Below are 22,966 nucleotides of genomic sequence, written 5' to 3'. Positions count from 1 at the left end.
GGGGCGCGCTCGACCTGCGGGGGCCGAGCGGCCGCCCCTGACCGGGCTGTTCCCGTTGCGGCCTTGCTGCCTCGCGGGCCGCGCCGCTTGACGGCACCCCGGCAGCCGTCCCCAAATCCCCCGCAACAAAGCTTCGCAAGGCCAGGGGAACCGCCATGACCGACGACACGCGCATCGCCGTGAAGCCCAATGTTCTGGCAGGCACCCACGTGGATGCCTCGAAGCGCGAGGCCATGGTCGCCGCCGCCCGCGACGAGCCCGACGTCTTCTGGAAACACGAGAGCCGCCGCGTTGCCTGGATGCGCGAGCCGACGCGCATCAAGAACACCTCCTTCACCGGTGACGTCTCGATCCGCTGGTACGAGGACGGGGAGCTCAACGCCTCCGTGTCCTGCCTCGACCGCCACCTCGCGGAGCGGGGCGATCAGGTCGCGATCATCTGGGAAGGCGACGACCCGAACAACGATGCCAAGGTCACCTATCGCGAGCTGCACGAGCGCGTCTGCCGCCTGGCCAACGTGCTCCGCAAGCTGGAGGTCAAGAAGGGCGACCGTGTCACCATCTACCTGCCGATGGTGGTGGAGGCCGCGGTGGCGATGCTGGCCTGCGCCCGCGTCGGCGCGATCCATTCCGTGGTGTTCGGCGGCTTCTCGGCCGAAAGCCTCGCCAGCCGCATCCAGGACTGCGAGAGCACGCTGCTGATCACCGCAGACGAGGGCCGCCGCGGCGGACGCCGCGTGCCGCTCAAGACCAATGCCGACGAGGCGCTGAAATCCTCGCCCACCATCCGCAACGTCGTGGTGGCCCGCGTCACCGGCGGTGAGGTGCCGATGCAGGAAGGGCGTGACCACTGGTGGGACGACCTGTGCCGCGACGTGGAACCCAGCTGCGAGCCGGAGCGGATGAACGCGGAAGACCCGCTCTTCATCCTCTACACCTCGGGCTCGACCGGAAAGCCCAAGGGCGTGCTGCACACCACCGGCGGCTACATGGTCTGGGCCAGCTTCACGCACGAGCTGGTCTTCGACTACCGCCCGGGCGAGGTCTACTGGTGCACCGCCGACGTGGGCTGGGTCACCGGCCACAGCTACATCGTCTACGGACCCCTCGCGAACGGCGCGACCTCGCTGATGTTCGAGGGCGTGCCCTCCTGGCCCGACAATTCCCGCTTCTGGCAGGTGATCGACAAGCACCAAGTCAACATCTTCTACACCGCGCCCACCGCCATCCGCGCGCTGATGCGCGACGGCGAGGAGCCGGTGAAGCGCACCTCGCGCAAGTCGCTGCGCATCCTGGGCTCGGTGGGTGAGCCCATCAATCCGGAAGCCTGGCTCTGGTACTACCGCGTGGTCGGCGACGAGCGCTGCGCCGTGGTGGACACCTGGTGGCAGACCGAGACGGGCGGGCTGATGATCGCCCCGCTGCCCGGCGCGGTGGAGCTCAAGCCCGGCTCCGCCACGCTGCCGCTGCCGGGCGTGCAGCCGGCGCTGCTCGACAACGACGGCAACACGCTCACCGGCCCGGCCGAGGGCAACCTCGTGATCACCGACAGTTGGCCCGGGCAGATGCGCACCGTGTTCCGCGACCATCAGCGCTTCATCCAGACCTACTTCTCGACCTTCCCCGGCGTCTACGTCACCGGCGACGGCGCCCGGCGCGACGAGGACGGCTACTATTGGATCACCGGCCGCGTGGACGACGTGATCAACGTGAGCGGACACCGCATGGGCACCGCCGAGATCGAGAGCGCCCTGGTTGCCCACCCCAAGGTCGCCGAGGCCGCGGTCGTGGGCATGCCGCACGACATCAAGGGCCAGGGCATCTACGCCTACGTCACGCTCAATGCCGGCGAGGAACCCACCGAGGCACTGCGCAAGGAACTCGTCACCTGGGTACGCAAGGAAATCGGCCCCTTCGCCGCGCCGGACGCGATCCAGTGGGCGCCAGGCCTGCCCAAGACGCGCTCGGGCAAGATCATGCGCCGCATCCTGCGCAAGATCGCGGCCAACGAGGTGGACGGGCTGGGTGATACCTCGACGCTGGCGGACCCGACCGTGGTGGGCGACCTGATCGACAATCGCGTCGGCTGATCCGGGGACGCCGTTTCCCGGGAGGCGCTGCCTCCCGGACCCTCCGCCGGGGAGGCAACGGCCTCCCCGGACCCCGCGTGGACGCTGCCGCGGGGCGGTGGTGAGCGGGGGCGCGGAACGCCGGGCCGGCCCGCATCTGGGAAAATTATTGATCTGCAGCCCGTGCGGCGCCGTGGCTCGCCCGAGGCCGTGGGCCTCGGGCGCACGAACCTTTCCGCCAGCGCCATTCATCCTGAGGAACAACCCAAACCCTCTTCGCGACCCAGCCACAACCACCCCGCGGCAGCGTCCCGAAAAAAGATGAGGGAGGGTCCGGGAGGGAGAATTCCTTCTCCCTCTCGGCCACGGCGCCACCCCGGATCACGGCCCCAGCGCCACACCTGCCGACCAACCGCCGTCCCCGCGCCCGGATCGGTCTGCCCTGGCCTTGCCGCCCCGGCCGTGCCCGTCACCAATGCGGCGCATGAACGACGCCACCCCTTCGCGTGTCGAGGCTCCGCTGGCAGTGCCCTCCACCGCCCGCCTCGTGCTGGTTTTCGGCCTGGCGGGCTTCGCCTCGGCGCTGACCACGCGGGCGCTGGACCCGCTGCTGCTCTCGGTCGCGGCCGACTTCTCCGCCTCCACCGAGCGCGTGGCGCTGCTGGCCTCCGCCTACGCGCTGCCCTACGCGCTGATCCAGCCGCTGCTGGGGCCGGTGGGCGATGCGCTGGGCAAGCGGCGGGTGATCGTGGTCTGTGCCCTGCTGCTGACGGCGGCGCTGCTGCTGGGGGCCTTCGCGAACAGCCTGCCGCTGCTGTTCGCCTCGCGCATCTTGGCGGGGCTGGCGGCCGGCGGCATCACCCCGCTGGCGCTGGCCACCTTCGGGGATGCCGTGCCCATGGCGCAGCGGCAGGTGGCGATGAGCCGCTTCATGGCCTGCGCGATCGGCGGGCAGGTGGCGGGCGGTGCGCTGTCGGGCCTTTTCGCGGGCGTGCTGGGCTGGCGCGGCGTGCTGGCGGCCTGCGCCCTGGCCACGCTGCTGGCGGGGCTGGTGCTGCGCTGGGATGCCCGCCGTGCCCCCGACCCGGCGCGGGGCCGCCTCGATCCTTCCCTGGCGCTGCTGCGCTACCGCGAGATCCTGACCAACCCGCTGGCCCTGCGCCTGTTCGGCGGCGTGGCGGTCGAGGGGCTGCTGGTGTTCGGCATCTTTCCCTTCCTGGCGGCGATCCTGGCGCTGCGCGGGATCGGCGGCACGGCCGAGGCCGGGCTGGCGCTGGGTGCCTTCGGCCTGGGCGGCTTCGGCTACGCCGCGCTGGCGCCGCTGCTGGTTCGTGGCATCGGCCAGGAGAACATGATGCGGCTGGGCGGTGCCTGCGCCGCCGCCGGGCTGATCCTGGTGGCGATCGCGCCCGCGCTGGCGGTGGTGGTGCTGGCGACGCTGGTGCTCGGGCTCGGCTACTTCATGCTGCACAACAGCATCCAGGTACGCGTCACCGAGGTGGCGCCCCTGGCACGCGGCTCCGCCGTGGCGCTGCACGCCTTCAGCTTCTTCATGGGTCAGTCCCTCGGGCCGGCCCTGTTCGCCCTGGCCCAGACGGGGTTCGGCACCGTGCCGACGCTGGCGGCCAGCGCCGTGGGGCTGGTGGTGCTGGGTTTCTGGCTCGCCGCGGCGGTGGGCCGCACCGTCCGAGTCGGAGCGTGAACAGGACACGAACTTCGCGGCCCCACCGTTGGCAGATCACCAGCCTGCCTGCCGAGTCGGCGGCGCGACTCGGCGCGAACCGTGACTTGTTCTTCCACCACAAGCCGTAGTGGTTGGCCCGGCTCCCGAACCACCACTACGTTCGCGGCATGTTCCGTGCTGTGAACCATTCGGAAGGCTGCGTGCCGCCGCCGGACGGTGGCAAAACCCAGCGCCCGGGAAAGGCCCTGAACGAGGCTCAGAAGTCGGTGACGCGCCCTTTCTGCTCCCAATCGCCGTAGCGGGTGGGCTCGGGCCCCTTGGGGCCGCCGATCTCGGGTGGCAGGTGCCGGGCGGCCTCCTGCGGCGTGTTGCTTTCCGCGGGCGCTCCCCCCTGCGCGGGCGTGTCGGCGGAGGGTGAGGGGGCGGCGCCCGCCTGGTCGGCAGGCGTGGGGGAGGGGTTGGGATTCTGGCTCATCCTGCGCATATGGCGTCGCGGACCCCCGGCGAAAACGCCCCTCGGGCGGGCGGTGCCCGGCACGGTTGTTGCGGCGCTGCATTGCGGCACCCGGGCGCAATCGTGCTAGAAGCCGCGCCGCCTCACGCCTGGGTGCGGCCGCGCCTCCCCGGCACCGCACGTCCGCTCCACGGCAACCCGCGGGGATCCAGGTCCTTCAACCCGGCAACGGCACCACTCTGCCGGCCGCAGGAAGAGGTCCACGGAACGCCTCCCGGGAACCTCCCAGTTCGGAACCGTCCATGTTCAGCCTCGTCTTCAGCCGCCGCTTCAGCATGGGCCACCGCCTGATCTCGGGCGCTTCCGAGAAATGCGCCCTGCCGCACGGCCACAACGAGACCGTGACGGTGCGGCTGGAGCCTGTGAACCCCGGGCGCCTCGACGGGGCGGCCAACATGGTGGAGCCCTTCGAGCGCGCCAAGGCGACCTGGCACCGCTGGATCGACACCGCCGTGGACCACGCCCTCCAACTGGGTGAGGGCGACCCGCTGCTGCTGTGGTTCCTGCGGCACGAGCCGGGGCGGGCCGCGCGCATCCTGGTGACGCCGGGCGACCCTACCACCGAGGCGCTGGCCTGCTGCCTGATGGCGAAGCTCAGCAGCTTCCTCGCGGCCGATGGCGGCCGGCTGCGCTGCCGCGAGATCCGCCTCGAGGAAACGCCCACCAACGCCGTGATCTTCGAGGGCGATCCGCTGGCAGCCCTGCCCGCCGCCCCCCCGGGCCGGAGCCCGTGGTGGACCCGCCCCGACATGAGCATCAACGACCTGCCCGCCCCTCTCGCGGAGGCTGCGGCATGAGCTACGCGGTCAAGGAAATCTTCTTCACCCTCCAGGGTGAGGGCGCGCAGGCCGGGCGGCCGGCGGTGTTCTGCCGCTTCGCCGGCTGCAACCTGTGGTCCGGGCGCGAGGCCGACCGCGAAACCGCCACCTGCCGCTTCTGCGACACCGACTTCGTGGGCACCGACGGCGAGAACGGCGGCCGCTACGCCGATGCCGCGGCCCTGGCCGATGCCGTGGCGGCGCTCTGGCCCATTCCCGGCGCAGGAGCCCCGGACCAACACGGAACCGGCCCTGGGGCGCAGGAGGGGCGCGGCCGCCCCTTCGTGGTCTGCACCGGGGGCGAACCGCTGCTGCAGCTCGACGAAGCCCTGATCGAGGCGCTGCACGCGCGCGGCTTCGAGGTGGCGGTGGAAACCAACGGCACGGTCGCCCCGGCGCCGCCGGGGCTCGACTGGGTCTGCGTCAGCCCCAAGGCCGGCGCGCCGCTGCGCCTGACCGAGGGCGACGAGCTCAAGCTTGTGGTGCCGCAGCCGGGGCTGGAGCCGGAAGCGCTGGAAGGCTTGCGCTTCCGCCGCTTCGCCGTGCAGCCGATGGACGGGCCGAACCAGGTGGAGAACACCCGCCTGGCACTGGAATTCTGCCTGCGCCACCCGCAATGGCAGCTCAGCCTCCAGACGCACAAGCTGCTGGGGATCCCTTAGGGCTCCGCCACCTCCGTCTCCACTCTGGCGCCGACGCCACGCGCCACGTCCAGCACGGTGCGGCGCAGCCACGCATGGCCGGCATCCGCCTCGAAGCGGCGGTGGAACACCAGCGACAGCCGCGTGTGCTGCGCGTCCAGCGGCACGGGGCGCAGCACCATCCCCTGCGTGTCCGCCAGCCGCCGGGCGAGGCGGGCCGAGAGCGTCATCACCATCCCGGTCTGCTGCAGGATCTCGGGCACCGCCGCCAGGTGCGCCACCACCGCGCCCAGGCGCCGGGTGAGGCCCATCTCGCGCAGCACTCGGTCCAGCGCCCCGTCGCGGGAGCCGTTGGGCGAATGGAGCAGGTGCGGCACGCCGAGGAAGCGCTCCAACGTCAGCTCGCCCTCGGCCAGCGGGTGGTCCGGCCGCATAATCACCAGGAAGCCTTCCGACAGAAGGCGCAGGCGGGTGTAAAGGCCCGGCGGCTCCCCCAGCATCCCCACCGCCAGCTGCGCCTCGCCCGATTCCAGCAGCGCCAGCGCGTTGGTGCGGTCGCCGTGGCGGATCGCCAGCAGGCAACCCGGTGCCTCGCGCAGCATGCGCGCCAGCAGCGGCGGCGCCAGCACCGCCTCGGCATATTCGCTGAAGGCCACGGGGAAGACGCGCTCGGTGGTGGCCGGGTCGAAAGGGGCCTGGGTCGCCAGCACCTCGCCCAGGCGGCCCAGCATCTCCGACACCGGGGCGGCCAGCGAGATCGCCAGCGCCGTCGGCTCCACCCCGCCCGGGGCGCGCAGGAACAGCTCGTCGCCCAGCGCCGCGCGCAAACGGTTGAGCGCGTTGCTCACCGCCGGCTGCGACAGGTTGAGCCGCGCCGCCGCGCGGGTGACGTGCCGCTCCTGCGCCACCGCGTCGAAGACCCGCAGGAGGTTGAGGTCGAGCTTCTCCAGCCCGCTCACGAGGCCGCCACTCCGCCGGCCACGAAGCCGCGCGGCACGGGGTGGGCGGCGCCCGCGGCCACCTCCTCCGGCGTGGCGGCCAGCCCCCATCGCCGCATCGCCGCCCCCAGCCTTGGCGAGGCCGTGGCGACGCAGAGCGGCACCGACAAGGCCGGGCCCAGCAGGAAGCAGCCGCCCCAGAACAGCGCCGCCGGCGACACGGTGGCCAGGGCGAGGAGCGCGCACCACCCCAGCAGCGTGTGCGGCCAGAGCAGCCGCAGCGCCGCGCCCCAGCCCACGCCGCCGCTCTCGCGCCGCTGCGCCGCCCAGTTGCCACCCTTCCCACGCCAGCGCCGCAGCGGCAGGGCAAGGAGGAAGAAGCCCTTATTGAACAGGCTCACCGGGTCGAACAGCGCGGTGAACACCAGCTCCGCCACGGCGCCCCGCAGCACCGCCAGCCGGCCGCCATAAGGCGCCGCGCGCCGGGGGCGCAGCATCAGCTCGGCATAGGCCGCGAGCTTGGAGCTGTAGGCACAGACCCAGGTGGCCGCGATCGCCGCCGCCAGCGCCCCGTCCGGCGTCGCCGCCCCGCCGCCCGTGGCGGCATTCATCACCGCCGCCCCTGCCAGCAGGAGCCAGAGCGGCGCCCCCAGGAACAACAGGATCGCCTGGCACAGCTGCCAGCGCCCCATCCCGCGCAGCCCCGGCCGCCCGAGCAGCGACAGGTACTGCATGTTGCCCTCGCCCCAGCGCTGGTCGCGGGCGAGGAATTCCGGCATGGCCGGCGGGTTGCCTTCCAGGCTGCCATCCTCGAGCGGCAGGCAGCGCAGCTTCCAGCCGGCGGCCTGCAACTGCACCGCCTCCACTTGGTCGTGCGACAGGATCGCCCGCCCGTCCGGCAAGGGCGCCAGCCGCGCATGCGCCCGGAAAGGCGCGATCCGCAGCACCGCGTTATGCCCCCAGTAGGGCCCGTCGTCGCCCTGCCACCAAGCCTGCCCCGTGGCCCAGGCGCGCATGCCGGCGCGCATGCCGAACTGGAACAGCCGCGTGAAAGCGGTGTCGGCGGGCCGGCCCACGATCAGCGGCTGCACCACCGCCAGCGCCGGGTCCGCCTCCATGCAGCGCACCAGCCGCAGCACCGCCGGCGCCGTCATCTCGCTGTCGGCGTCCAATAGCAGGAACAGGTCCCACCCCCCGGCACGGCGGTCCAGGAACTCCATGACGTTGCCGGCCTTGAACCCCGCATTGTCGGTGCGGCGGCGGTAATGCACCGCGACCCGCCCTTCACCGCCCGTCCCGCGCCCGGCCTGGAAGCGCGCCACCGCCGCCTCCTCGATCGCCGCCTCAGCCGCCGGCGTGTCCGACAGGAACCACAGCGCGAAGCGCCCGCCGGCCCCGGCCGCCTCCAGCCCGTCGAGCAGCCGTTCCAACGGCGGCAGCACCGCGGCCATGGGCTCGCGCCGCAGGCAGCACAGCAGCGCGGTGCGCAGCGGCGGCTGCCCGGGTGCCGGCGGGGCACCCAGCTGCGGCATCACCGCCCGCGCCGCATCCACCGCCGCGCCGTGCCGCAGCAGGATCGCGAGGCCGATCGCGGCATTGGCCAGGCCGATCGCCGACCAGGGCACGGTGCCGGCGAAGCAGAGGAGCACCACCACCTCCCAGACCGTCCAGCCGCCGGGCGAGAGCGCGCGCCACAACAGCCACAGCAGCGCCAGCGCGGTAAGGGCGCAGAGCAGCACGAACACCACCCGCCGCCGCGCCACGGGATCGGGCGGAAAGGGCGAGGGGGGTGGCAGGACGCCGTCGGGCGGCGGGGGCGGGTCATCGGGCACGCTTCCGCTCTAGACCATTTCCCCACCTCGGCGGAGGCGGGACGGTTCCGGGCGCCCCATGGCTGCCACCGGGCGGAGGGGGGCGGTCCGCCCCGCGCGGCGCCGCGGTTGCCGCGGGGCAGGGCAGTGGCGCCCGGAAGCACCGCACCCCCGGCGGATCGCGGGTTCCGGCCACGCGGCCTCAGCCCGGGACCTCCGGAACCTCGTGCACCCACAGCCCACCGGCCGGCGCGGCGCCGGGCGGCTCCTCCGGCAGGTCGTCCAGCAGCCGCAGCGCCGCGCGCATCTGTTGCTCGCCATGGTTCCAGCGTTCGCGCAGCGAGGTCGCCGAGAAGTCCATCACCTTCAGCCCGCCGGCTTCCTCGGGCGAGGCGCGGTGTTCCAGCAGCAGCAGGGTTTGCCGTTGCCGCTGGCCTTCGCGCAGCAGCGGCGCCACGGCCGGGTCGCGGCGCAGCTCCGGCGGCAGGTGCTCGCCCAGCCGGGCGATCACCGCCCGCAGCTCGGCTTCGCGCTGGCAGCCTTCCAGCACGCGGCGGCTCTGGTTGCCGAAGATCACGTCCTCCGCCCGCCCCACCGCGGCGCCGAAGCTTCGCGGCGCGCGGCCGCGGCGGCTGAACAGTTCCACCGCGAAGCACAGCAGATCGCCCCCATCCTCCGCCGGGCCAACGCCCTGCGAGGCGCCGTCGCCCGGCCGGCCGCTCGTGGGGGCCTCCGGATCGCCCACCTCCGCGGTGTCGCCGCGCGACTGCTCGCCCCCGCTACCCTCCGGCGCGCTCCCACCCGTGGCAGCGCTGCTCGGTCGGTTGCCGCCCGGCACCGCGTCGCGCCCCACGGCGTCCGAGGGCGCGGGCGCCGTTTCCGCGTGGGAGCCCGCGCCGCGGCCCAGCACCAGGTCCAGCGGCAGGTTGCCGCTCATCCCGCCATCGCCCAGCAGCCGCCCTTCCACCTCGACCGGCGCGAAGAAGGGCATCAGCGCGCCGGAGGCCAGGACGTGCCCGGCGCCGATCCGGCTGCCCAGGCGGTTGTCGAACACCACGCGCTCCCCCGACACGAGGTCGGTGGTGGTGAGGCTGACGCGCAGCGCCCCGTTGTTGAGCCGCCCCCAATCCACCAGCGCGTCGAGCCGTGCCCGCAGCGGCGACAGGTCGTAGAGGCCGGGGCGCGTCGGGTCCTCGCCGGGCGCGCGGGGGCGGAACAGCCCGGGACGGCCGAACAGGTGGCTGCGCAGGATGCTGGCCTCGTTGGTGACCTCCCGCAGCGGGCCCCCCTGCGGCGCCGGCAGCCAGAAGCGCCAGGGCAGCACCGGATCGTCGGCCAGCCCTTCCCAGAAGCGGCGCAGCTGCGCCACGCGGCGCTCCGGCGGGTTGCCGGCCAGGATCGCCGCGGTGATCGCCCCCACCGAGGCGCCCACCACCCAGTCCGGCGGCAGGGCGGGGTGCAGCGCGGCATAGGCGCCGGCATGAAAGCTGCCGAGCGCCACGCCGCCCGACAGCACGAGCGCCACCGTCCCCGGGCGTTCGCCGGCGGTGCGAGGCTCCGTCATGTGCGGGATCATCGGTGTCGGTTGCGGCTGTGTCTGGTCATCACGACGCAGCAACGCCGGTGCGGCGGGCATCGTTGGGGCGCCTCGCCAGGATGCGAGCGGGCCAAGGTCCGGGCCCCGCTCGTGGCCGCCGGGCTGTCGCACCCGGCGGCCGTCGCGCGCTCAGGCCGTCGCGGCGGCCCGGCGGCGCGCGATGACGCCGAAGACCGGCGGCGCCAGCAGCGCGAAACCCGCCAGCAGCAGCAGCGCCAGCGACACCGGCCGCGTCAGGAACACGGTCCAGTCGCCCTGGGAGATCGTCAGCGCCTGCCGCATCGCCTGTTCCGCCATCGGCCCCAGGATCATGCCGATCACCACCGGCGCGGTGGGGAAGTCGAAGCGGCGCATGAACATCGCCACCACGCCCAGGCCATACAGCAGGATCAGGTCGGTCACGGAGTTGCTGATGCCGTAGGTGCCGATCGTCGCGAAGACCAGGATGCCGGCGTAGAGCTGCGGCTGCGGGATCTTCAGGATGCGCGCCCAGAGCCCCACCAGCGGCAGGTTCAGCACCACCAGCATGACGTTGGCGACGTAGAGCGAGGCGATCAGCGTCCAGACCAGCTCCGCCTGCGTGGTGAACAGCAGCGGCCCTGGCTGGATGCCGTAGCTCTGGAAGGCGTTGAGCATGATCGCAGCCGTGGCCGAGGTCGGCAGGCCCAGGGTGAGCATCGGCACCAGGATGCCGGCGGCCGCGGCGTTGTTGGCCGCTTCCGGCCCCGCCACGCCCTCGATCGCGCCGGTGGTGCCGAACTCGTGCCGGTGCTCCGGCTTCACCAGCCGGCGCTCGGCGTAATAGCTCAGCATCGTCGGCATCTCGGTGCCGCCCGCCGGCATCACGCCGAAGGGAAAGCCCAGCGCCGAGCCGCGGATCCAGGGCCAGAAGGAACGCTTCCAGTCCGTGCGGCTCATCATGATGTTGCCCACCGGCCGGACGATCTGGTTGCCCTCGACGTAGCGCCAGGCGAGGAACAGCGTCTCACCCACCGCGAACAGCGCGACGGCCACCAGCACCACGTCCATGCCGTCGAGCAGGTCCACCAGCCCGAAGGTCATGCGCGGCTGCCCGGTCTGCAGGTCGATGCCCACCAGCCCCAGCATCAGCCCGAAGCCCAGCGAGGTCAGCCCGCGCAGTGCCGAGCCGCCCAGCACGGCCGACACCGTCACGAAGCACAGGATCATCAGGCAGAAATATTCCGGCGGCCCCAGCTTCAGCGCCAGCTCGACGATAACCGGGCCCAGGAAGGAGATGCCCAGCGTGCCGATCGTGCCCGCGATGAAGGAGCCGATCGCGGCGGTGGCCAGCGCCGGCCCCGCCCTGCCGTTGCGCGCCATCTTCGCACCCTCGAGCGCGGTGATGATCGAGCCCGATTCGCCCGGCGTGTTCAGCAGGATCGAGGTGGTCGAGCCGCCATACATCGCGCCGTAGAACACGCCGCAGAACAGGATGAAAGCGCCCTGCGCGCTGACCTGGAAGGTGATCGGCAAGAGCAGCGCGATGGTCAGCGCCGGGCCGATGCCCGGCAGCACGCCGATGGCAGTGCCCAGGAAGCAGCCCAGCAGCGCCCAGCCGAGATTGGTGATCGAGAGCGCGTTGCCGAAGCCCAGCGCCAGACCGGACCAGACGTCCATGGTTCAGAGGATCCCTTCCAGCACGCCCGCGCCGATGTTGACGCCCAGCAGCCGGCTGAAGGCAAGAAAAGCCACCACGGTGACGATGATGCCGGTGACGAGGTTGATCAGCGGCCGGCGCGACCCGAAGGCGGCGCAGACCAGCACGTAGAGGATCGTGGAGGCGATCACGAAGCCCAGCCAGTCGATCAGCGCCACCTGCACCACCAGCCCCGCGGCCAGCAGCCCCAGCGCGCGCCAGTTGGTGCGCGGCGCGTCCTGCATCTCTTCCAGCGTGTGGCTCCAGCCACCGCGCAGCGCCGAGCCGCAAAGCCCGATGCCCAGCGCCGTCAGCAGCGCCGCCACCAGCCAGGGCACCAGCTTGGCGCCCACCGCGGCATAAACCGGCGTGTCGGGGATCACCGCCGCCTGCCAGGCCGTCAGCAGGCCCAGCGCCAGCACGCCCAGCCCGACCAGGAAGTCGGGCCTCGCTTCGGGTCTCATGCCCGGGTCCTCAGCGCGGCAACGGCCTCAAGCAAGGCCGAGATCCTTGAGCACGGCCTCGGTCGCGGTGATGTCGCTCTTGACGTAGGCGTCGAAACCCTCGCCCGCCAGGAAGTCGTCGTCCCAGGCGCGGGTCTGCAGCAGCTCCTTCCAGGCCGGCAGGGCGTGCAGCGCGGTCACGAACTTCACCAGCGTTTCCTTGTCGGCCGGCTTCACGCCCGGCGGCGCGAACACGCCGCGCCAGTTGGAGGCCAGCACGTCGATGCCGCCTTCCTTGAGCGTCGGCAGGTCGGGCTCGATGCGCTTCTCGCCCGAGCTCGCCAGGGCGCGGAGCCGCCCGGCCTTCACCTGCTCGGAGAATTCCGACCAGCCGGCGATGCCGGCCTTGACCTGCCCGCCCATGATCGCCGCCTGGGCCGGGCCGCCGCCGGCAAAGGCCACGTAGTTCGCCTCGCGCGCCGACCTGCCCAGCTGCTTGATGATCAGGCCCAGCAGGATGTGGTCGGTGCCGCCCGCCGAGCCGCCCGCCACCGGCACGGAGCGCGGATCGGCCTTCAGCGCGGCCGCGAGGTCGCCCATCGTCTTGAACGAACTGTCGGCGGGAACCACGATCACGCCGGCCTCGCCGGTCATGCGCGCCACCGGCACCACGTCCTTGAGGCTGTAGGGCGACTTGTTGCTCAGCGCGGCGCCCACCATGACGCTGCCGCCGATCATCAGGTTGTCGGCGCGGCCCTTGCGCTGCGAGATGAAGCGCGGCAGCCCCACCATGCCGCCGGCGCCGCCGACGTTCTCGAACTGCATGCTGCCCACCAGGCCGTTCTGGCGCGCCACCAGCTCCATCGCGCGGCCGAGCCCGTCCCAGCCGCCGCCCGGCGCTGCGGGAATGAACATGTTCAGGCTCTGGATGATCACCTCGGCGCGCGCCGAGCGGCCGCCCAGGGCGGCGGCGCCCAGCAGGCCGGCGGTGGCGAGCAGCAGGCTGCGGCGCCCTGCGGACGCGCGGGATGTCCCGTTGCTGGCGGGGGTCATGAGGGACTGCATCGCGACGTCTCCGGAATCTTATGAGTTTGTGACGTGTATTTTAGACGTTTCGCGCTTCAGGGCAATTCGCCCGTCCTGGGCCCGTCCGGCATAGAGGCGCCCGCGACACGCCGCGGCCCAAGCGGCGTTGCCGCGCCCGGCATGGGCTTGCGGTGCCGCGCGCGGCTGGGGATGTTGGCCGACCGGGATGGTTCCGGAAGGCGCGGGTCCGGCGGCGGAGGAGCAGGCAGCATTGTTTGAGGGCGTGAGCACGTCGCGCACCGCGCAACGCATGGGCACCGCACCGGCACCGGCCCTTCTCCACGCGAGCCAGGTCCAGATGGGCACGGCCCGCATGCGCCCGGTCTGGATGCGCCCGCTCTGGATGCGCCCAACTGGGATGCGCCAGCCCCGAACGCCCCGGCGCGACGGGGAAGGGGTGCCGGGCCGTGTCCCCTTCCACCCCCGCCTCCTGTGGGGGCTGGCACTGTGCCTGCTGGTGCTGCCAGCCCTTCCGGCGGGGGCGCAGGGCCGCCGGGGCGCCGCACCGCCCCCGCCGCGCCCCGCCGCGCGGGAGCTGGCGGTCACCAACCACACCGACACGCCGCTGCGGGAACTCTATCTCCGGGCGGCGGGCAGCGGCGCCGCCACCCCGCCGGCGCCCGGTCGTGGCGAGGACCTGCTGGGCGAGGACCTGCTCGCGCCCGATGCCACCCGCCGCCTCCGCCTGCCGGGCCGCGGCTGCAGCTTCGACGTCGCGGCGGTCTTCGCCGACGACCGCGAGGAAGCGCGGCAGAACCTCGACCTGTGCCGCGACGGCCGGCTGGCCCTCGGCGACCCGGCGGTCCCGCGGCGCATCGTCACGGTGGAAAACCATGCCGGCCGCCCCCTGGCCGAGCTCTATGCCCAGCCCAGCGGCCGCGTTCCGCGCGAGCCGTCCCGGCCGGCCGCGCGCGGCGCCGCCCCGGGCGGGGCCAGCCCCGGCACCGGCGCCACTCCGGGGACGGACGAAGGCGACGAGGCCGCCGTGGCGCCCGACCCCTGGGGCATCGACCGGCTGGACGACACCTCGGTGGCCGATGGCGGCACGCGCCGCCTGACGCTGCGGGTGCCCGACTGCCGGGTCGACCTGCGCGCCGTGTACGAGGACGACGCGGCGGAGGAGAAGCGCGACGTGGATGTTTGCCACGAGGCGCGCATCCGCTTCGACGGCAGCGGCATCCCCCGGCCGCCGGACGTGCCCTTCGTGCTGGTCAACCGCCACGCCGCACCGATCGCCGAGTTCTACGTGTCGGCCGCCAGCGACAGCGACTGGGGTTCGGACCGCCTCGCGGGCCCACTGGACCGCGGCGGGCAGCAGCGGCTGACGGCGGCGGTGGACTGCGTGGCCGACCTGCGGGCGGTGTTTCCCAACGGCGCCGCCGAGGAACGCCGCGAGGTGGACCTGTGCGCCACCGGCGTGGTGGTGGTGCGCCCCGGCTGGACCGTGGCCGCCCGCCTGGATGAGGGCGCGCCGGACCTGCCGCCCCCGCCGCCGCGCCCGGGCAGCCTGCGCCTGAGGAACCGCGGGGGCGTGCCGGTGGTGCAGCTCTACCTCGGCGCCGCCGGGGCCGCGCCCGACGCCCCGGCCGGTCCCGACCGGCTGGGCCGCAACGTCCTGGGTGCTGGCGAAACGCTGGACCTGCAGCCGCCCGAGCCCGGCGCCTGCGCCGCCTCGCTGCGCGCGGTGTTCCGCGACGGCACCGAGCTGCGCCGCGACCCGATCGACCTGTGTTCCGGCACGGAGGTGCCGCTGCCATGACCCGCCCGTTCCCCCCCGCCGTGCTGCGCGCCCCGCTGCCCTCCCTGCGACCCTCCCTGGCGGCCGCGCTCGTGGTTCTGCTGCTCGCCGCGGCGCCGGGGGGCGCCCAGGTGCCGGCGGCCGGCGCGCAGCCCGCCCCAGCCCCGGCTCCGGCAGCCCAGCCGCTGCGCCCGATCCCCGAGGCGCTGCGCGGCGCCTGGTTCAGCGGCTCCTGCGCCGCGCCCGACGCGATGCTGGCGCTGACCGCCCGTTCCGCGGCCGAGGTCACGGCGCGCGGCACCTCGCGCCTCGACCGCTTCCTGCGCACGCGCGAGGCCGGGGGCTGGCTGCTCGGCGTCAGCGGCGGGGCCGAGGCGCCGCGCCTGATGATCCGCGCCCGCCCCGCCGGCGAGAGCGCCACCGCCCCCGGTGGTGCCCCCGGAAGCACGCCCGGCAGCATTCCCGCGGGCGCCGGCGCCACCCTGGAAACCGCCCGGCCCGACAGCAAGGCCCTGGACGAGCAGCTGCCCGGCGCCACGCCGGTGACGGCCTGGACGCGCTGCGACCCGCTGCCGCTGTCCTGGGCGCTGCGGCACGGGGAGGGCATCGCCGTGCTCGGCGCGCTGGAAGGGATGGAGGCCGCCTGCGGGCCCACCGCCGCGCCGCAGAACTGCGCCGAGGCGGTGGTGGCCGGCGGCGACATCTCCGGCGACCGCCTGCTCAGCACGGCCGAGGTGGCGCGCCTCGCGCGCGGGATCGGCTGGGTCCTGGCGGTGGCCGACGGCAGCGCCGGCGATGTCGGCCCGCTGGCGGTGAGCGGCGCGGCGCTGAGCAGCCTGGGCACCGCGCAGCTCCTGGTCAGCAGCCTCGACTTCGACGGCGACGGCCGCCTTTCGGCGCGCGAGCTGCTGCAGGACCGCGCCGCCGTGGTGGCGCGCGGCAATGCCGGCGGCCGGCCCCTGCGCCTCGACGGGCTGACCGACGGGCTGGACGTGTTGCGGAGCCTGGTGGACGGGCTGCTGGGCGGGCACTGAGGGGTTTCCCTGGCCGCCAGCGCCCGGCCGACATCATTCAGTCACATAAGCGGAGGAGAAAGACCGGCACTGGCCGGAAACTGCCACTCCGTCCCCTGGTTCTGGAAAGCGATGACCACGCTCTCGACCGCCGCCGCCGTTCTGCGCTGTTTTTCCGCCCAACGGCCCGAGCTTTCCACCTCCGACGTCGCGACGATCCTGGGCCTGCCCAAGAGCAACGCCTCGCGCCTGCTGCGCGCGATGCGCGAGGCCGGCTTCCTGGAAACGGCGCCGGGCTCGCGCCGCTACCGCCCCGGCCTGCCGACCTTTGAGCTGGGTCAGGTGTTCCGCCGCGGCTCCCGCCTGACGCGGCTGGTGCAGGAAGCCGCGCTCCGCCTCACCCGCGCGCGCAACCAGGCCAGCCACGTCGCCATCCTCGAAGGCCGCTCCGTGGTGCCGATCTTCGCGCGCGAAAGTGCCCGCACCTTGCCGCCCGTGCCCGGCGAGCACCTGCCGGCCGAGGGCACCGCCGCGGGGCTGGCCCTCCTGGCGCGGCTGGAGCCGGCGGAACTGGCCGCCCTCTACGACGAAATGCCCGGGGACAGGCCCGCGCCGGAAGCCTTAGGCACCGTGCGGGAAGACGGGATCGCGGCGCTGCACGACCCGGACAGCGACACCACCACCTTCGCCGCGGCCCTGGCCGATCCCGGCACGGGCGAGGCCGTGGCGCTGGCCCTCACCGGCACGCCGGCGGAGGGCGAGGCCACGCGCGCCGCCCTGCTGGGCGAGGTGCGCCGGATCGCCGCCGTGGTGGGCGACCGCGCGATGCTGCGCACCCGCCAGGGCGAGGCGCTGCGCTCCGCCGCCTGAAAGGCGGAGGAGAGCCGCCGCGACGTGACCTGAACAAAGGGTGCTCCCAGGCGTCCACCGCCCGGGTTCCGGCCTCCCATTTTCCGCTGCCTGGGCTTTCGCTGCCCGCCCCTCCACCGCCCGGCTTCTTCAGCGCTCAATCCCGTCGCCGCTGACCGCGGCCCGCCGGCGCTGCCGCCGCGGCGTGACGGCCGCCGGTCACAGCGCGCCACTCAGGCCCCGGGCGCTTCCCCGTCGAGGCGCAGCACCGCGTCGCCCAGCGCCACCTCGCCCCCGGCCAGGATGCGCGCGCACAGCCCACCATGCCCGCGCACGGCGTTGTAGCCGCCGGTGCCCAGCGTTTCCTCCATGCGGGAGCACGGGTGGCATTCCCCCGTGATCGCCAGCACCGCCGAGCCCAGTTGCAGCCGGGCCCCCTTGAGCGCCCGCAGGTTCAGGCCCGACACCACGATGTTGCGGCGGAGCTGTTCCGGCGGCACCGCGTCGCGCCCCAGGTAGCTGGCGATCGCCCGCAGATCCTCTTCCGCCACCAGCGTCACCTGCCGCGTCCGGGTCGAGCTGTTGCGGTAGCGGTCGCCCTGCAGCCCCGCCCCGGGATCGAGCGTGGCGTGGGGCACCGTCACCATCGGCGCGCGCCGCTCCGGGCGCAGCCCGATCCAGCGCACCACGCCGGGGCGGACCGGCGCCGCGAACAGGCGCGACAGGGGCGAGGCGGGGTTCAGCATGGTGGCTCCCTGATCGTGTCGGAGGTTGGGGTGAGCCCCGCTCAGCGAAACCCCCGAGGGTAATCCGAAGCTCCAGCTTCCCAGCATGGCGACGTGGCGCAAGGCCGGGCTCCCAGGTGGATGCGGTTGAAAGCACCCGGAAACTCTGTGGTATCCCTGCCACAGCTGTGAATAAGAATGAGAAAAACTCGCAACAACTCTTGCCGATCGTGTCGCCTGTGGTTGTTTCCGCCCGATCGCGGGGGTGCCGGAAGGGCCGGCGCGGATGGCTAGGCAAGGACGACGGGCGGTGCGGATGAACGGCTTCAGGAGATTGCATGATCGCGCCCGGCTCCAGCGGAGCACGGCCTGCGCCTTCGCCCTGCTGGTGCTCGGCGGCACCGCCCTGCCGGGTGCGGCCCGGGCGCAGGGCTCGTCCGGCAACCCCGCGCCGGCCAACACCCCCGCCACAGCGTCCGACGCCACCACCGCCGCCACCGCCGCGCCGGCCGCGGAGGCTGCGCCGCCCGTCCTGGGCGACGCCCCCACCCTGATCCCGGAGGTCAACGTCCAGGCCACGGCCTGGCGCGCCTGGCAGCCCACCTCGGGCTACGTCGCCCCCGTCACCACCACCGGCTCCAAGACCGACACGCCGATCATCGAGGCGCCGCAGTCGCTGGGCGTCGTCACGCGCGATCAGATCGACGACCAGCAGGCGCAGAGCGTGTCGCAGGCGCTGCGCTACACCGCGGGCGTCCTGCCGGAGGTTCGTCCCAGCAACCGCTACGACAGCGTCTTCGTGCGCGGCTTCGGCGGCACCGGCAGCAGCGCCGCCTACGTCAACTTCCTCGATGGCCTGCGGCAGCAGCGCGGCATCTCCTACAACGTGCCCGGCGTCGATCCCTGGCTGCTGGAGCGTATCGAGGTGCTGCGCGGCCCGGCCTCGGTGCTGTATGGCCAGACCGGCGCCGGCGGCCTGGTGAACCTCGTGAGCAAGCGCCCGACGGAGGAGCCGATCCACGAGGTGCGGCTCGAGGCCGGCAACTACGGCCGGGTGCAGAGCCTGTTCGACTTCGGCGGCAAGCTGACCGAGGACGGCGAGTTCACCTACCGCCTGACCGGCGTCGCGCGCCGCGCCGACACGCAGTACGACGACACCACCGAGAGCCGCATCGCCATCGCGCCCGCCGTGACCTGGCGGCCCGACAACGACACCACGCTGACGATCCTGGGCAACTTCCAGCGCGATCCGGAAGGCGGCTTCTACAACTTCGTGCCGGCCACCGGCACCGTGATCGCCAATCCGCGCGGCAAGCTGCGCAGCAGCTTCTTCGGTGGCGACCCGAACTTCGACGACTACGAGCGCAACCAGGCCTCGATCGGCTACCAGTTCGAGCGGCGCCTGGACCAGGTTTGGACCGTGCGGCAGAACTTCCGCTACAGCTACATCGACTCCGACTTCAAGGCGCTGTCGATCCGCACCGTCAACGCGAGCACGGGTGCCGCCACCCGCCTCGCCACGCAGTCCTTCGACGTCGCCAACACCTTCGCGCTGGACAACCAGGCACAGGCCAGCTTCGACACCGGGCCGCTGCGTCACACCGTGCTGTTCGGCCTCGACTGGGCGCGCGATTCCGCCAAGCGCAAGCTGGGCAGCGCCAACAGCACCGCAGCCTTCAACATCTTCCAGCCACTTTACTACCAGTACATCACGCCGCTCACGATCGGCGCGGCGCAGACGACCTACCAGAACCAGGACCAGCTCGGCCTGTATGCGCAGGACCAGGTCGCCTTCGGGAAGTTCCGCTTCAACATCGGCGTGCGGCACGACTGGGCGACCAGCGAAACGGTGACGCGTTCCACCAGCGCCCATACCAGCCAGGACGACGGCAAGACCACCTGGCGCACCGGGCTGCTCTACCTTTTCGACAACGGCCTCGCGCCCTACGCCAGCTACTCCACCTCCTTCCTGCCCAACGCCGGAACCTCATCGCCCGCGCGCGGCAACACGCCCTTCGATCCCACCACGGGCGAGCAGTACGAGGCCGGCGTGAAGTACCAGCCGCCCGGCTTCAACAGCTACGTCCAGGCGGCCGCCTACCACATCCGCCAGGACAACGTGCTGACCACGGACCCGAACAACGCGCTCTACAGCGTGGAAACCGGCCGCATCCGCTCGCGCGGCGTGGAGCTGGAAGCACGCGCCAGCCTCGCCGACGGCCTCGACCTGATCGCGGCCTACAGCTACATCGACGCCGAGGTCACGCGCTCCAACGGTACCGACCTGGGCAAGCGCGTGCCGCAGGTGCCGCACAACCTGGCCAGCGGCTGGCTCAACTACCGCTTCAACGAGGGTCCGCTGCGCGGGCTCGAGCTCGGCGGTGGCGTGCGCTACGTCGGCTCGACCTACGGCAACACCACCAACACCTTCAAGGTGGACGACGTGACGCTGTTCGACGCCGCGATCCGCTACGACGTCGGCGCCGCCATCCCGCAGGCCAAGGGACTGGAGCTGACGCTCAACGCCAACAACATCGCCGACAAGAGCTACGTCGCCAGCTGCTCCAGCGAGGTGGCCTGTTACTACGGCAACCGTCTCCTGCTGCTGGGCGGCGTGCGCCTGAAGTGGTGAACTGCGGCGCATGACCCCTGATCGCCCGTCTCCTCCCGCGCGTCTTGCCCGGCGCGCCCTGCTGCCGCTCCTCGCCGCGCCGCTGCTGCCGCTGGCGGCCCCCGCCATCGTGCGGGCCCAGGGTGCGGCGGATGGTGGCGCAGGAGGCGGGCCAGTCGGCGGCCGCGACCTGCTGGGGCGGGAGGTGCGGCTGTCCCGTCCGGCGCGGCGCATCGTGCTGGTGCAGGGGCGCCACCTGGCGGTGCTGAACCTGCTGCATCCCGACCCGGCCTCGCTGCTGGTGGGCTGGGGGCAGGACCTCCGGCGCGACCAGGGCGGCGAGTACCGCGCCTTCCGCGACCGCTACCCCGCGCTCGACGCCCTGCCGGTGCTGAGCGACGACCCGGGCGTGGAGCAGGTCCTGGCGCTGCAGCCCGACCTGGTGCTGCTCAGCCGCCGCGGCGCCGCGGGGCGGGGCGGCGGCGCCGACAGTCCGCTGCTGGGCAGCCTCGGCAGCGCCGGGGTGGCAACGGCGGTGATCGACTTCTTTGCCCAGCCGCTGCGCGACACCGAGCCCAGCCTGCGCCTGCTGGGCACGCTGCTCGGCCGCGAAGCGCAGGCCGAGGCGCTGATCACGCTCCACCGCGCCCGCCTCGCCAACGTCGCGGACCGGCTCAAGGCCCTGGGTGAGCCCGCGCCCACGGTGTTCATGCACGCCCACGCCGGCGGCACCGACTGCTGCTTCTCGCCCGGGCGCGGCACGCTGGACGACTTTATCCGGCTGGCGGGCGGCACCAACATCGGGGCGGAAACCATTCCCGCCGTCACCGGGCAGATCAGCCTGGAAGCCCTGCTCACCCGCGACCCGGAGGTCTATGTCGCGACCGGCGGTCCCTATGGCGGCCGCGGCGGCGTGTCGCTGGGTGCCGGGGTGGACGCTGCGCTGGCGCGGAGCAGCCTGCGCGACGTGGTGGCGGCCCAGCACCTCGAGGCGCTGCGCGCGGTGCGCAACGGCCGGGCGCACGCGATCTGGCACGGCTTCAACGACTCGCCCTCGCACGTGCTGGCGGTGGAAGCGCTGGCGCGATGGTTCCACCCGGCGCTGCGCCCGGCGATCGACCCGGCGGCGACGCTCGCTGAGCTGAACAGCCGCTTCGCCGCGGTGCCCATGGAGGGCACCTACTGGATCGACCTCGCCCCGGCGGGCTGAACCAACGAGGGCTGATCCGTCGCGGGCTGTCCGGGCCGGGAAGGGGGTGCAGCCTCCGCCCCGCCGTCCACTGCCCGCCGCCCACCGGTGCCGCACCCGAGACTCGCGCGCCGCTGACAGGGCCGCGACACCGCACGGGACCCGCACGGCGTTGACGGGTCCGTAACACCGGCCGGAAGCCGTGCGGCGCTGAACAGGCCCGCGACGCCGCGCGTGCTCCGCCCACGGCGCCACGGCCCGGTGATGCACGGGGGAAGGCGCCCCGCACGCGGAAAACTCCGTCGCTTCCGGGCTTGCCCTGCCCCCGGCGAAGGCGCAAATAGCTCGCAACTGAGAACTACTCTCATTCACGCCTCCTTCGGGGCGGATGAGCTTCCGGGCTTTCCCCGCGTCAGGGGCACGAGCCGCAGTCCAGCCAGGGTGGAGCCTGCACCATGACCGATCCTTCGCACCGTTGCGCATCCCGCCGCGCCTGGCTCGGGGGCGGCGTCGCGCGCCGGCCGCTGCTGGGCTCGGCCCTGCTGATCGCCGCGGCCCTGACCTGGACGCTGCCCGCCGCGGCGGAGCCCACGCTGGGCACCACCCGCCGCATCGCCCCGGGCCTGTACGAGCTGGTGGTGAGCGACACCCCCAAGCAGGTCTACGTCGCCAGCGCGGGCGACCGCGGCAAGGACAACGCCCGCATCCTGGCCCTCGACCCTGCGACGCTGGAGCCGCGCGGGGCGATCGAACTCGGCGGCGACCCGGCCTTCGGCCTGGCGATCAACAACCGCACCGGCATGATCTACACCACCAACACCCGCGACGGCAGCGTGTCCGCCATCTCGGTGCGCGACAACCGCGTGGTGGCGACGATCAAGCCCGACAGCGACGGCAAGCGGCAGGTCCGGCAGGTGCTGGTGGATCCGGATCACGACCGCGCCTACGTCTCGGCCTTCGCGCGCGAAGGCGACGCGGCGATCTGGGTGGTCGACACCAAGGCCAACAAGGTCGAGCGCATGATCACCGCCGATCTCGGCCCGGGCATCACCGGCCTAGCGCTGGATGCCGCGGGCAACCGCCTTTTCGCCACCGCGCTGACCACCAACGAGGTGGTCGAGATCGACCTCAGCAAGGGCGCCGTGGCGCGCCGCTTCCCGTCGGGCGGCGAGGGTTCGATCAACATCGCCTTTGACGCCGCGCGCCGGCACCTGATCGTGGCCAACCAGAAGAGCGGCGGCGTGACCGTGCTCGACGCCACCGACGGCAAGCTGCTGCGCACCGTCGAGACGGGCGCGGGCGCGCTGAGCGTCACGGTCGACGCGCCGCGCAACCGCGTCTTCGTCGCCAACCGCGGCGCCGGCACGGTGACGGTGCTCGACGCCGACAGCCTCGCGGTGCTGGCGACCCTCGCGACCGGCACGCATCCCAACACCGTCGCGGTGGATGCCGCCACCGGCATCGCCTACGTCAGCAACAAGGCCGCCACCGGCCCGCGCGGCGCGCCGCCGGTGGACGACCCCAAGGGCGACACCGTGTCGGTGATCCGTCCCTGACGCGGCGCCGCTGAAACCGGTCTGCGT

At 73.2% G+C, this 22,966-nt stretch carries 18 protein-coding genes; 10 read left to right on the top strand and 8 right to left on the bottom strand.

Annotation, left to right across the window (positions count from 1 at the left end; genetic code table 11):
* Positions 1-155 precede the first annotated feature (155 nt).
* Together acs and ACFFGY_RS16815 are read left to right on the top strand one after the other, a co-directional pair.
* On the top strand, positions 156-2,090 hold the full coding sequence (acs, locus tag ACFFGY_RS16820; protein WP_377045670.1) for an acetate--CoA ligase: 1,935 nt from the start codon (positions 156-158) through the stop codon (positions 2,088-2,090).
* Between the two features lie 463 nt (positions 2,091-2,553).
* A complete protein-coding gene (locus ACFFGY_RS16815) occupies positions 2,554-3,771 on the top strand; it encodes an MFS transporter (RefSeq protein ID WP_377045669.1) in 1,218 nt (405 codons plus the stop codon).
* 238 nt (positions 3,772-4,009) lie between these two features.
* Here ACFFGY_RS16815 and ACFFGY_RS16810 read toward each other — a convergent pair whose 3' ends face one another.
* Positions 4,010-4,228, bottom strand: coding sequence for a DUF1674 domain-containing protein (locus ACFFGY_RS16810; RefSeq protein WP_377045668.1), 219 nt, complete (start codon positions 4,226-4,228; stop codon positions 4,010-4,012).
* Between the two features lie 281 nt (positions 4,229-4,509).
* Here ACFFGY_RS16810 and ACFFGY_RS16805 point away from each other — a divergent pair, with 281 nt between their 5' ends.
* Together ACFFGY_RS16805 and queE are read left to right on the top strand one after the other, a co-directional pair.
* Positions 4,510-5,064 (top strand): 6-pyruvoyl trahydropterin synthase family protein, encoded by a 555-nt coding sequence (locus ACFFGY_RS16805; RefSeq protein ID WP_377045667.1) that lies wholly within the window; start codon positions 4,510-4,512, stop codon positions 5,062-5,064.
* On the top strand, positions 5,061-5,747 hold the full coding sequence (queE, locus tag ACFFGY_RS16800; protein ID WP_377045666.1) for a 7-carboxy-7-deazaguanine synthase: 687 nt from the start codon (positions 5,061-5,063) through the stop codon (positions 5,745-5,747). The genes ACFFGY_RS16805 and queE overlap by 4 nt, the downstream gene beginning before the upstream one ends.
* Here queE and ACFFGY_RS16795 read toward each other — a convergent pair.
* The 6 genes from ACFFGY_RS16795 to ACFFGY_RS16770 all read right to left on the bottom strand — a co-directional run bounded on the left by ACFFGY_RS16795 (position 5,744) and on the right by ACFFGY_RS16770 (position 13,237).
* Positions 5,744-6,685 carry a LysR family transcriptional regulator gene (locus ACFFGY_RS16795; RefSeq protein WP_377045665.1) on the bottom strand — a complete coding sequence of 314 codons (942 nt, stop codon included), beginning with the start codon at positions 6,683-6,685 and terminating at the stop codon, positions 5,744-5,746. The two genes, queE and ACFFGY_RS16795, sit on opposite strands and share 4 nt — an antisense overlap.
* Positions 6,682-8,496, bottom strand: a complete 1,815-nt coding sequence (gene mdoH / locus ACFFGY_RS16790; protein ID WP_377045664.1) for a glucans biosynthesis glucosyltransferase MdoH — start codon at positions 8,494-8,496, stop codon at positions 6,682-6,684. The genes ACFFGY_RS16795 and mdoH overlap by 4 nt, the downstream gene beginning before the upstream one ends.
* 181 nt (positions 8,497-8,677) lie before the next feature.
* Positions 8,678-10,039: a patatin-like phospholipase family protein gene (locus ACFFGY_RS16785; protein ID WP_377045663.1), complete on the bottom strand. Its 1,362-nt coding sequence runs from the start codon at positions 10,037-10,039 to the stop codon at positions 8,678-8,680.
* Between the two features lie 162 nt (positions 10,040-10,201).
* Positions 10,202-11,710 (bottom strand): tripartite tricarboxylate transporter permease, encoded by a 1,509-nt coding sequence (locus ACFFGY_RS16780; protein ID WP_377045662.1) that lies wholly within the window; start codon positions 11,708-11,710, stop codon positions 10,202-10,204.
* Between the two features lie 3 nt (positions 11,711-11,713).
* Positions 11,714-12,193 carry a tripartite tricarboxylate transporter TctB family protein gene (locus tag ACFFGY_RS16775; RefSeq protein ID WP_377045661.1) on the bottom strand — a complete coding sequence of 160 codons (480 nt, stop codon included), beginning with the start codon at positions 12,191-12,193 and terminating at the stop codon, positions 11,714-11,716.
* 27 nt (positions 12,194-12,220) lie between these two features.
* Positions 12,221-13,237, bottom strand: coding sequence for a Bug family tripartite tricarboxylate transporter substrate binding protein (locus ACFFGY_RS16770; protein WP_377045660.1), 1,017 nt, complete (start codon positions 13,235-13,237; stop codon positions 12,221-12,223).
* Positions 13,238-13,616: 379 nt separating this feature from the next.
* Here ACFFGY_RS16770 and ACFFGY_RS16765 point away from each other — a divergent pair, with 379 nt between their 5' ends.
* The 3 genes from ACFFGY_RS16765 (at position 13,617) to ACFFGY_RS16755 (ending at position 16,879) form a co-directional block, all read left to right on the top strand.
* A complete protein-coding gene (locus ACFFGY_RS16765) occupies positions 13,617-15,017 on the top strand; it encodes a hypothetical protein (protein ID WP_377045659.1) in 1,401 nt (466 codons plus the stop codon).
* Entirely contained in the window at positions 15,014-16,030 is a 1,017-nt protein-coding gene (locus ACFFGY_RS16760) for a hypothetical protein (protein WP_377045658.1), read from the top strand. Before ACFFGY_RS16765 ends, ACFFGY_RS16760 begins: the two co-directional genes overlap by 4 nt.
* A gap of 111 nt (positions 16,031-16,141) precedes the next feature.
* On the top strand, positions 16,142-16,879 hold the full coding sequence (locus ACFFGY_RS16755) for an IclR family transcriptional regulator (RefSeq protein WP_377045657.1): 738 nt from the start codon (positions 16,142-16,144) through the stop codon (positions 16,877-16,879).
* Positions 16,880-17,091: 212 nt separating this feature from the next.
* On the opposite strand, the gene ACFFGY_RS16750 is transcribed toward ACFFGY_RS16755, so the two are convergent.
* Entirely contained in the window at positions 17,092-17,604 is a 513-nt protein-coding gene (locus tag ACFFGY_RS16750) for an MOSC domain-containing protein (protein WP_377045656.1), read from the bottom strand.
* A 313-nt stretch (positions 17,605-17,917) separates the two neighbouring features.
* On the opposite strand from ACFFGY_RS16750, the gene ACFFGY_RS16745 reads away from it, so the two are divergent.
* The 3 genes from ACFFGY_RS16745 (at position 17,918) to ACFFGY_RS16735 (ending at position 22,939) form a co-directional block, all read left to right on the top strand.
* A complete protein-coding gene (locus ACFFGY_RS16745; RefSeq protein WP_377045655.1) occupies positions 17,918-20,215 on the top strand; it encodes a TonB-dependent siderophore receptor in 2,298 nt (765 codons plus the stop codon).
* 10 nt (positions 20,216-20,225) lie between these two features.
* A complete protein-coding gene (locus ACFFGY_RS16740) occupies positions 20,226-21,404 on the top strand; it encodes an ABC transporter substrate-binding protein (RefSeq protein ID WP_377045654.1) in 1,179 nt (392 codons plus the stop codon).
* Positions 21,405-21,838: 434 nt separating this feature from the next.
* A complete protein-coding gene (locus ACFFGY_RS16735; RefSeq protein WP_377045653.1) occupies positions 21,839-22,939 on the top strand; it encodes a YncE family protein in 1,101 nt (366 codons plus the stop codon).
* The last annotated feature ends 27 nt before the right edge of the window (positions 22,940-22,966 follow it).

Origin of the sequence: Roseomonas elaeocarpi, from assembly GCF_042433915.1 — a bacterium.
GTDB lineage: Bacteria > Pseudomonadota > Alphaproteobacteria > Acetobacterales > Acetobacteraceae > Roseomonas > Roseomonas elaeocarpi.
This window is presented reverse-complemented; position numbering and strand designations above follow the sequence as displayed.

Bases quoted from the DNA above. Each gene is read 5' to 3' on its own strand.
- acs (WP_377045670.1), top strand. From the start codon at position 156: ATGACCGACGACACGCGCATCGCCGTGAAGCCCAATGTTCTGGCAGGC.
- ACFFGY_RS16815 (WP_377045669.1), top strand. From the start codon at position 2,554: ATGAACGACGCCACCCCTTCGCGTGTCGAGGCTCCGCTGGCAGTGCCC.
- ACFFGY_RS16810 (WP_377045668.1), bottom strand. From the start codon at position 4,228: ATGAGCCAGAATCCCAACCCCTCCCCCACGCCTGCCGACCAGGCGGGC.
- ACFFGY_RS16805 (WP_377045667.1), top strand. From the start codon at position 4,510: ATGTTCAGCCTCGTCTTCAGCCGCCGCTTCAGCATGGGCCACCGCCTG.
- queE (WP_377045666.1), top strand. From the start codon at position 5,061: ATGAGCTACGCGGTCAAGGAAATCTTCTTCACCCTCCAGGGTGAGGGC.
- ACFFGY_RS16785 (WP_377045663.1), bottom strand. From the start codon at position 10,039: ATGACGGAGCCTCGCACCGCCGGCGAACGCCCGGGGACGGTGGCGCTC.
- ACFFGY_RS16780 (WP_377045662.1), bottom strand. From the start codon at position 11,710: ATGGACGTCTGGTCCGGTCTGGCGCTGGGCTTCGGCAACGCGCTCTCG.
- ACFFGY_RS16775 (WP_377045661.1), bottom strand. From the start codon at position 12,193: ATGAGACCCGAAGCGAGGCCCGACTTCCTGGTCGGGCTGGGCGTGCTG.
- ACFFGY_RS16770 (WP_377045660.1), bottom strand. From the start codon at position 13,237: ATGCAGTCCCTCATGACCCCCGCCAGCAACGGGACATCCCGCGCGTCC.
- ACFFGY_RS16765 (WP_377045659.1), top strand. From the start codon at position 13,617: ATGCGCCAGCCCCGAACGCCCCGGCGCGACGGGGAAGGGGTGCCGGGC.
- ACFFGY_RS16760 (WP_377045658.1), top strand. From the start codon at position 15,014: ATGACCCGCCCGTTCCCCCCCGCCGTGCTGCGCGCCCCGCTGCCCTCC.
- ACFFGY_RS16755 (WP_377045657.1), top strand. From the start codon at position 16,142: ATGACCACGCTCTCGACCGCCGCCGCCGTTCTGCGCTGTTTTTCCGCC.
- ACFFGY_RS16750 (WP_377045656.1), bottom strand. From the start codon at position 17,604: ATGCTGAACCCCGCCTCGCCCCTGTCGCGCCTGTTCGCGGCGCCGGTC.
- ACFFGY_RS16740 (WP_377045654.1), top strand. From the start codon at position 20,226: ATGACCCCTGATCGCCCGTCTCCTCCCGCGCGTCTTGCCCGGCGCGCC.
- ACFFGY_RS16735 (WP_377045653.1), top strand. From the start codon at position 21,839: ATGACCGATCCTTCGCACCGTTGCGCATCCCGCCGCGCCTGGCTCGGG.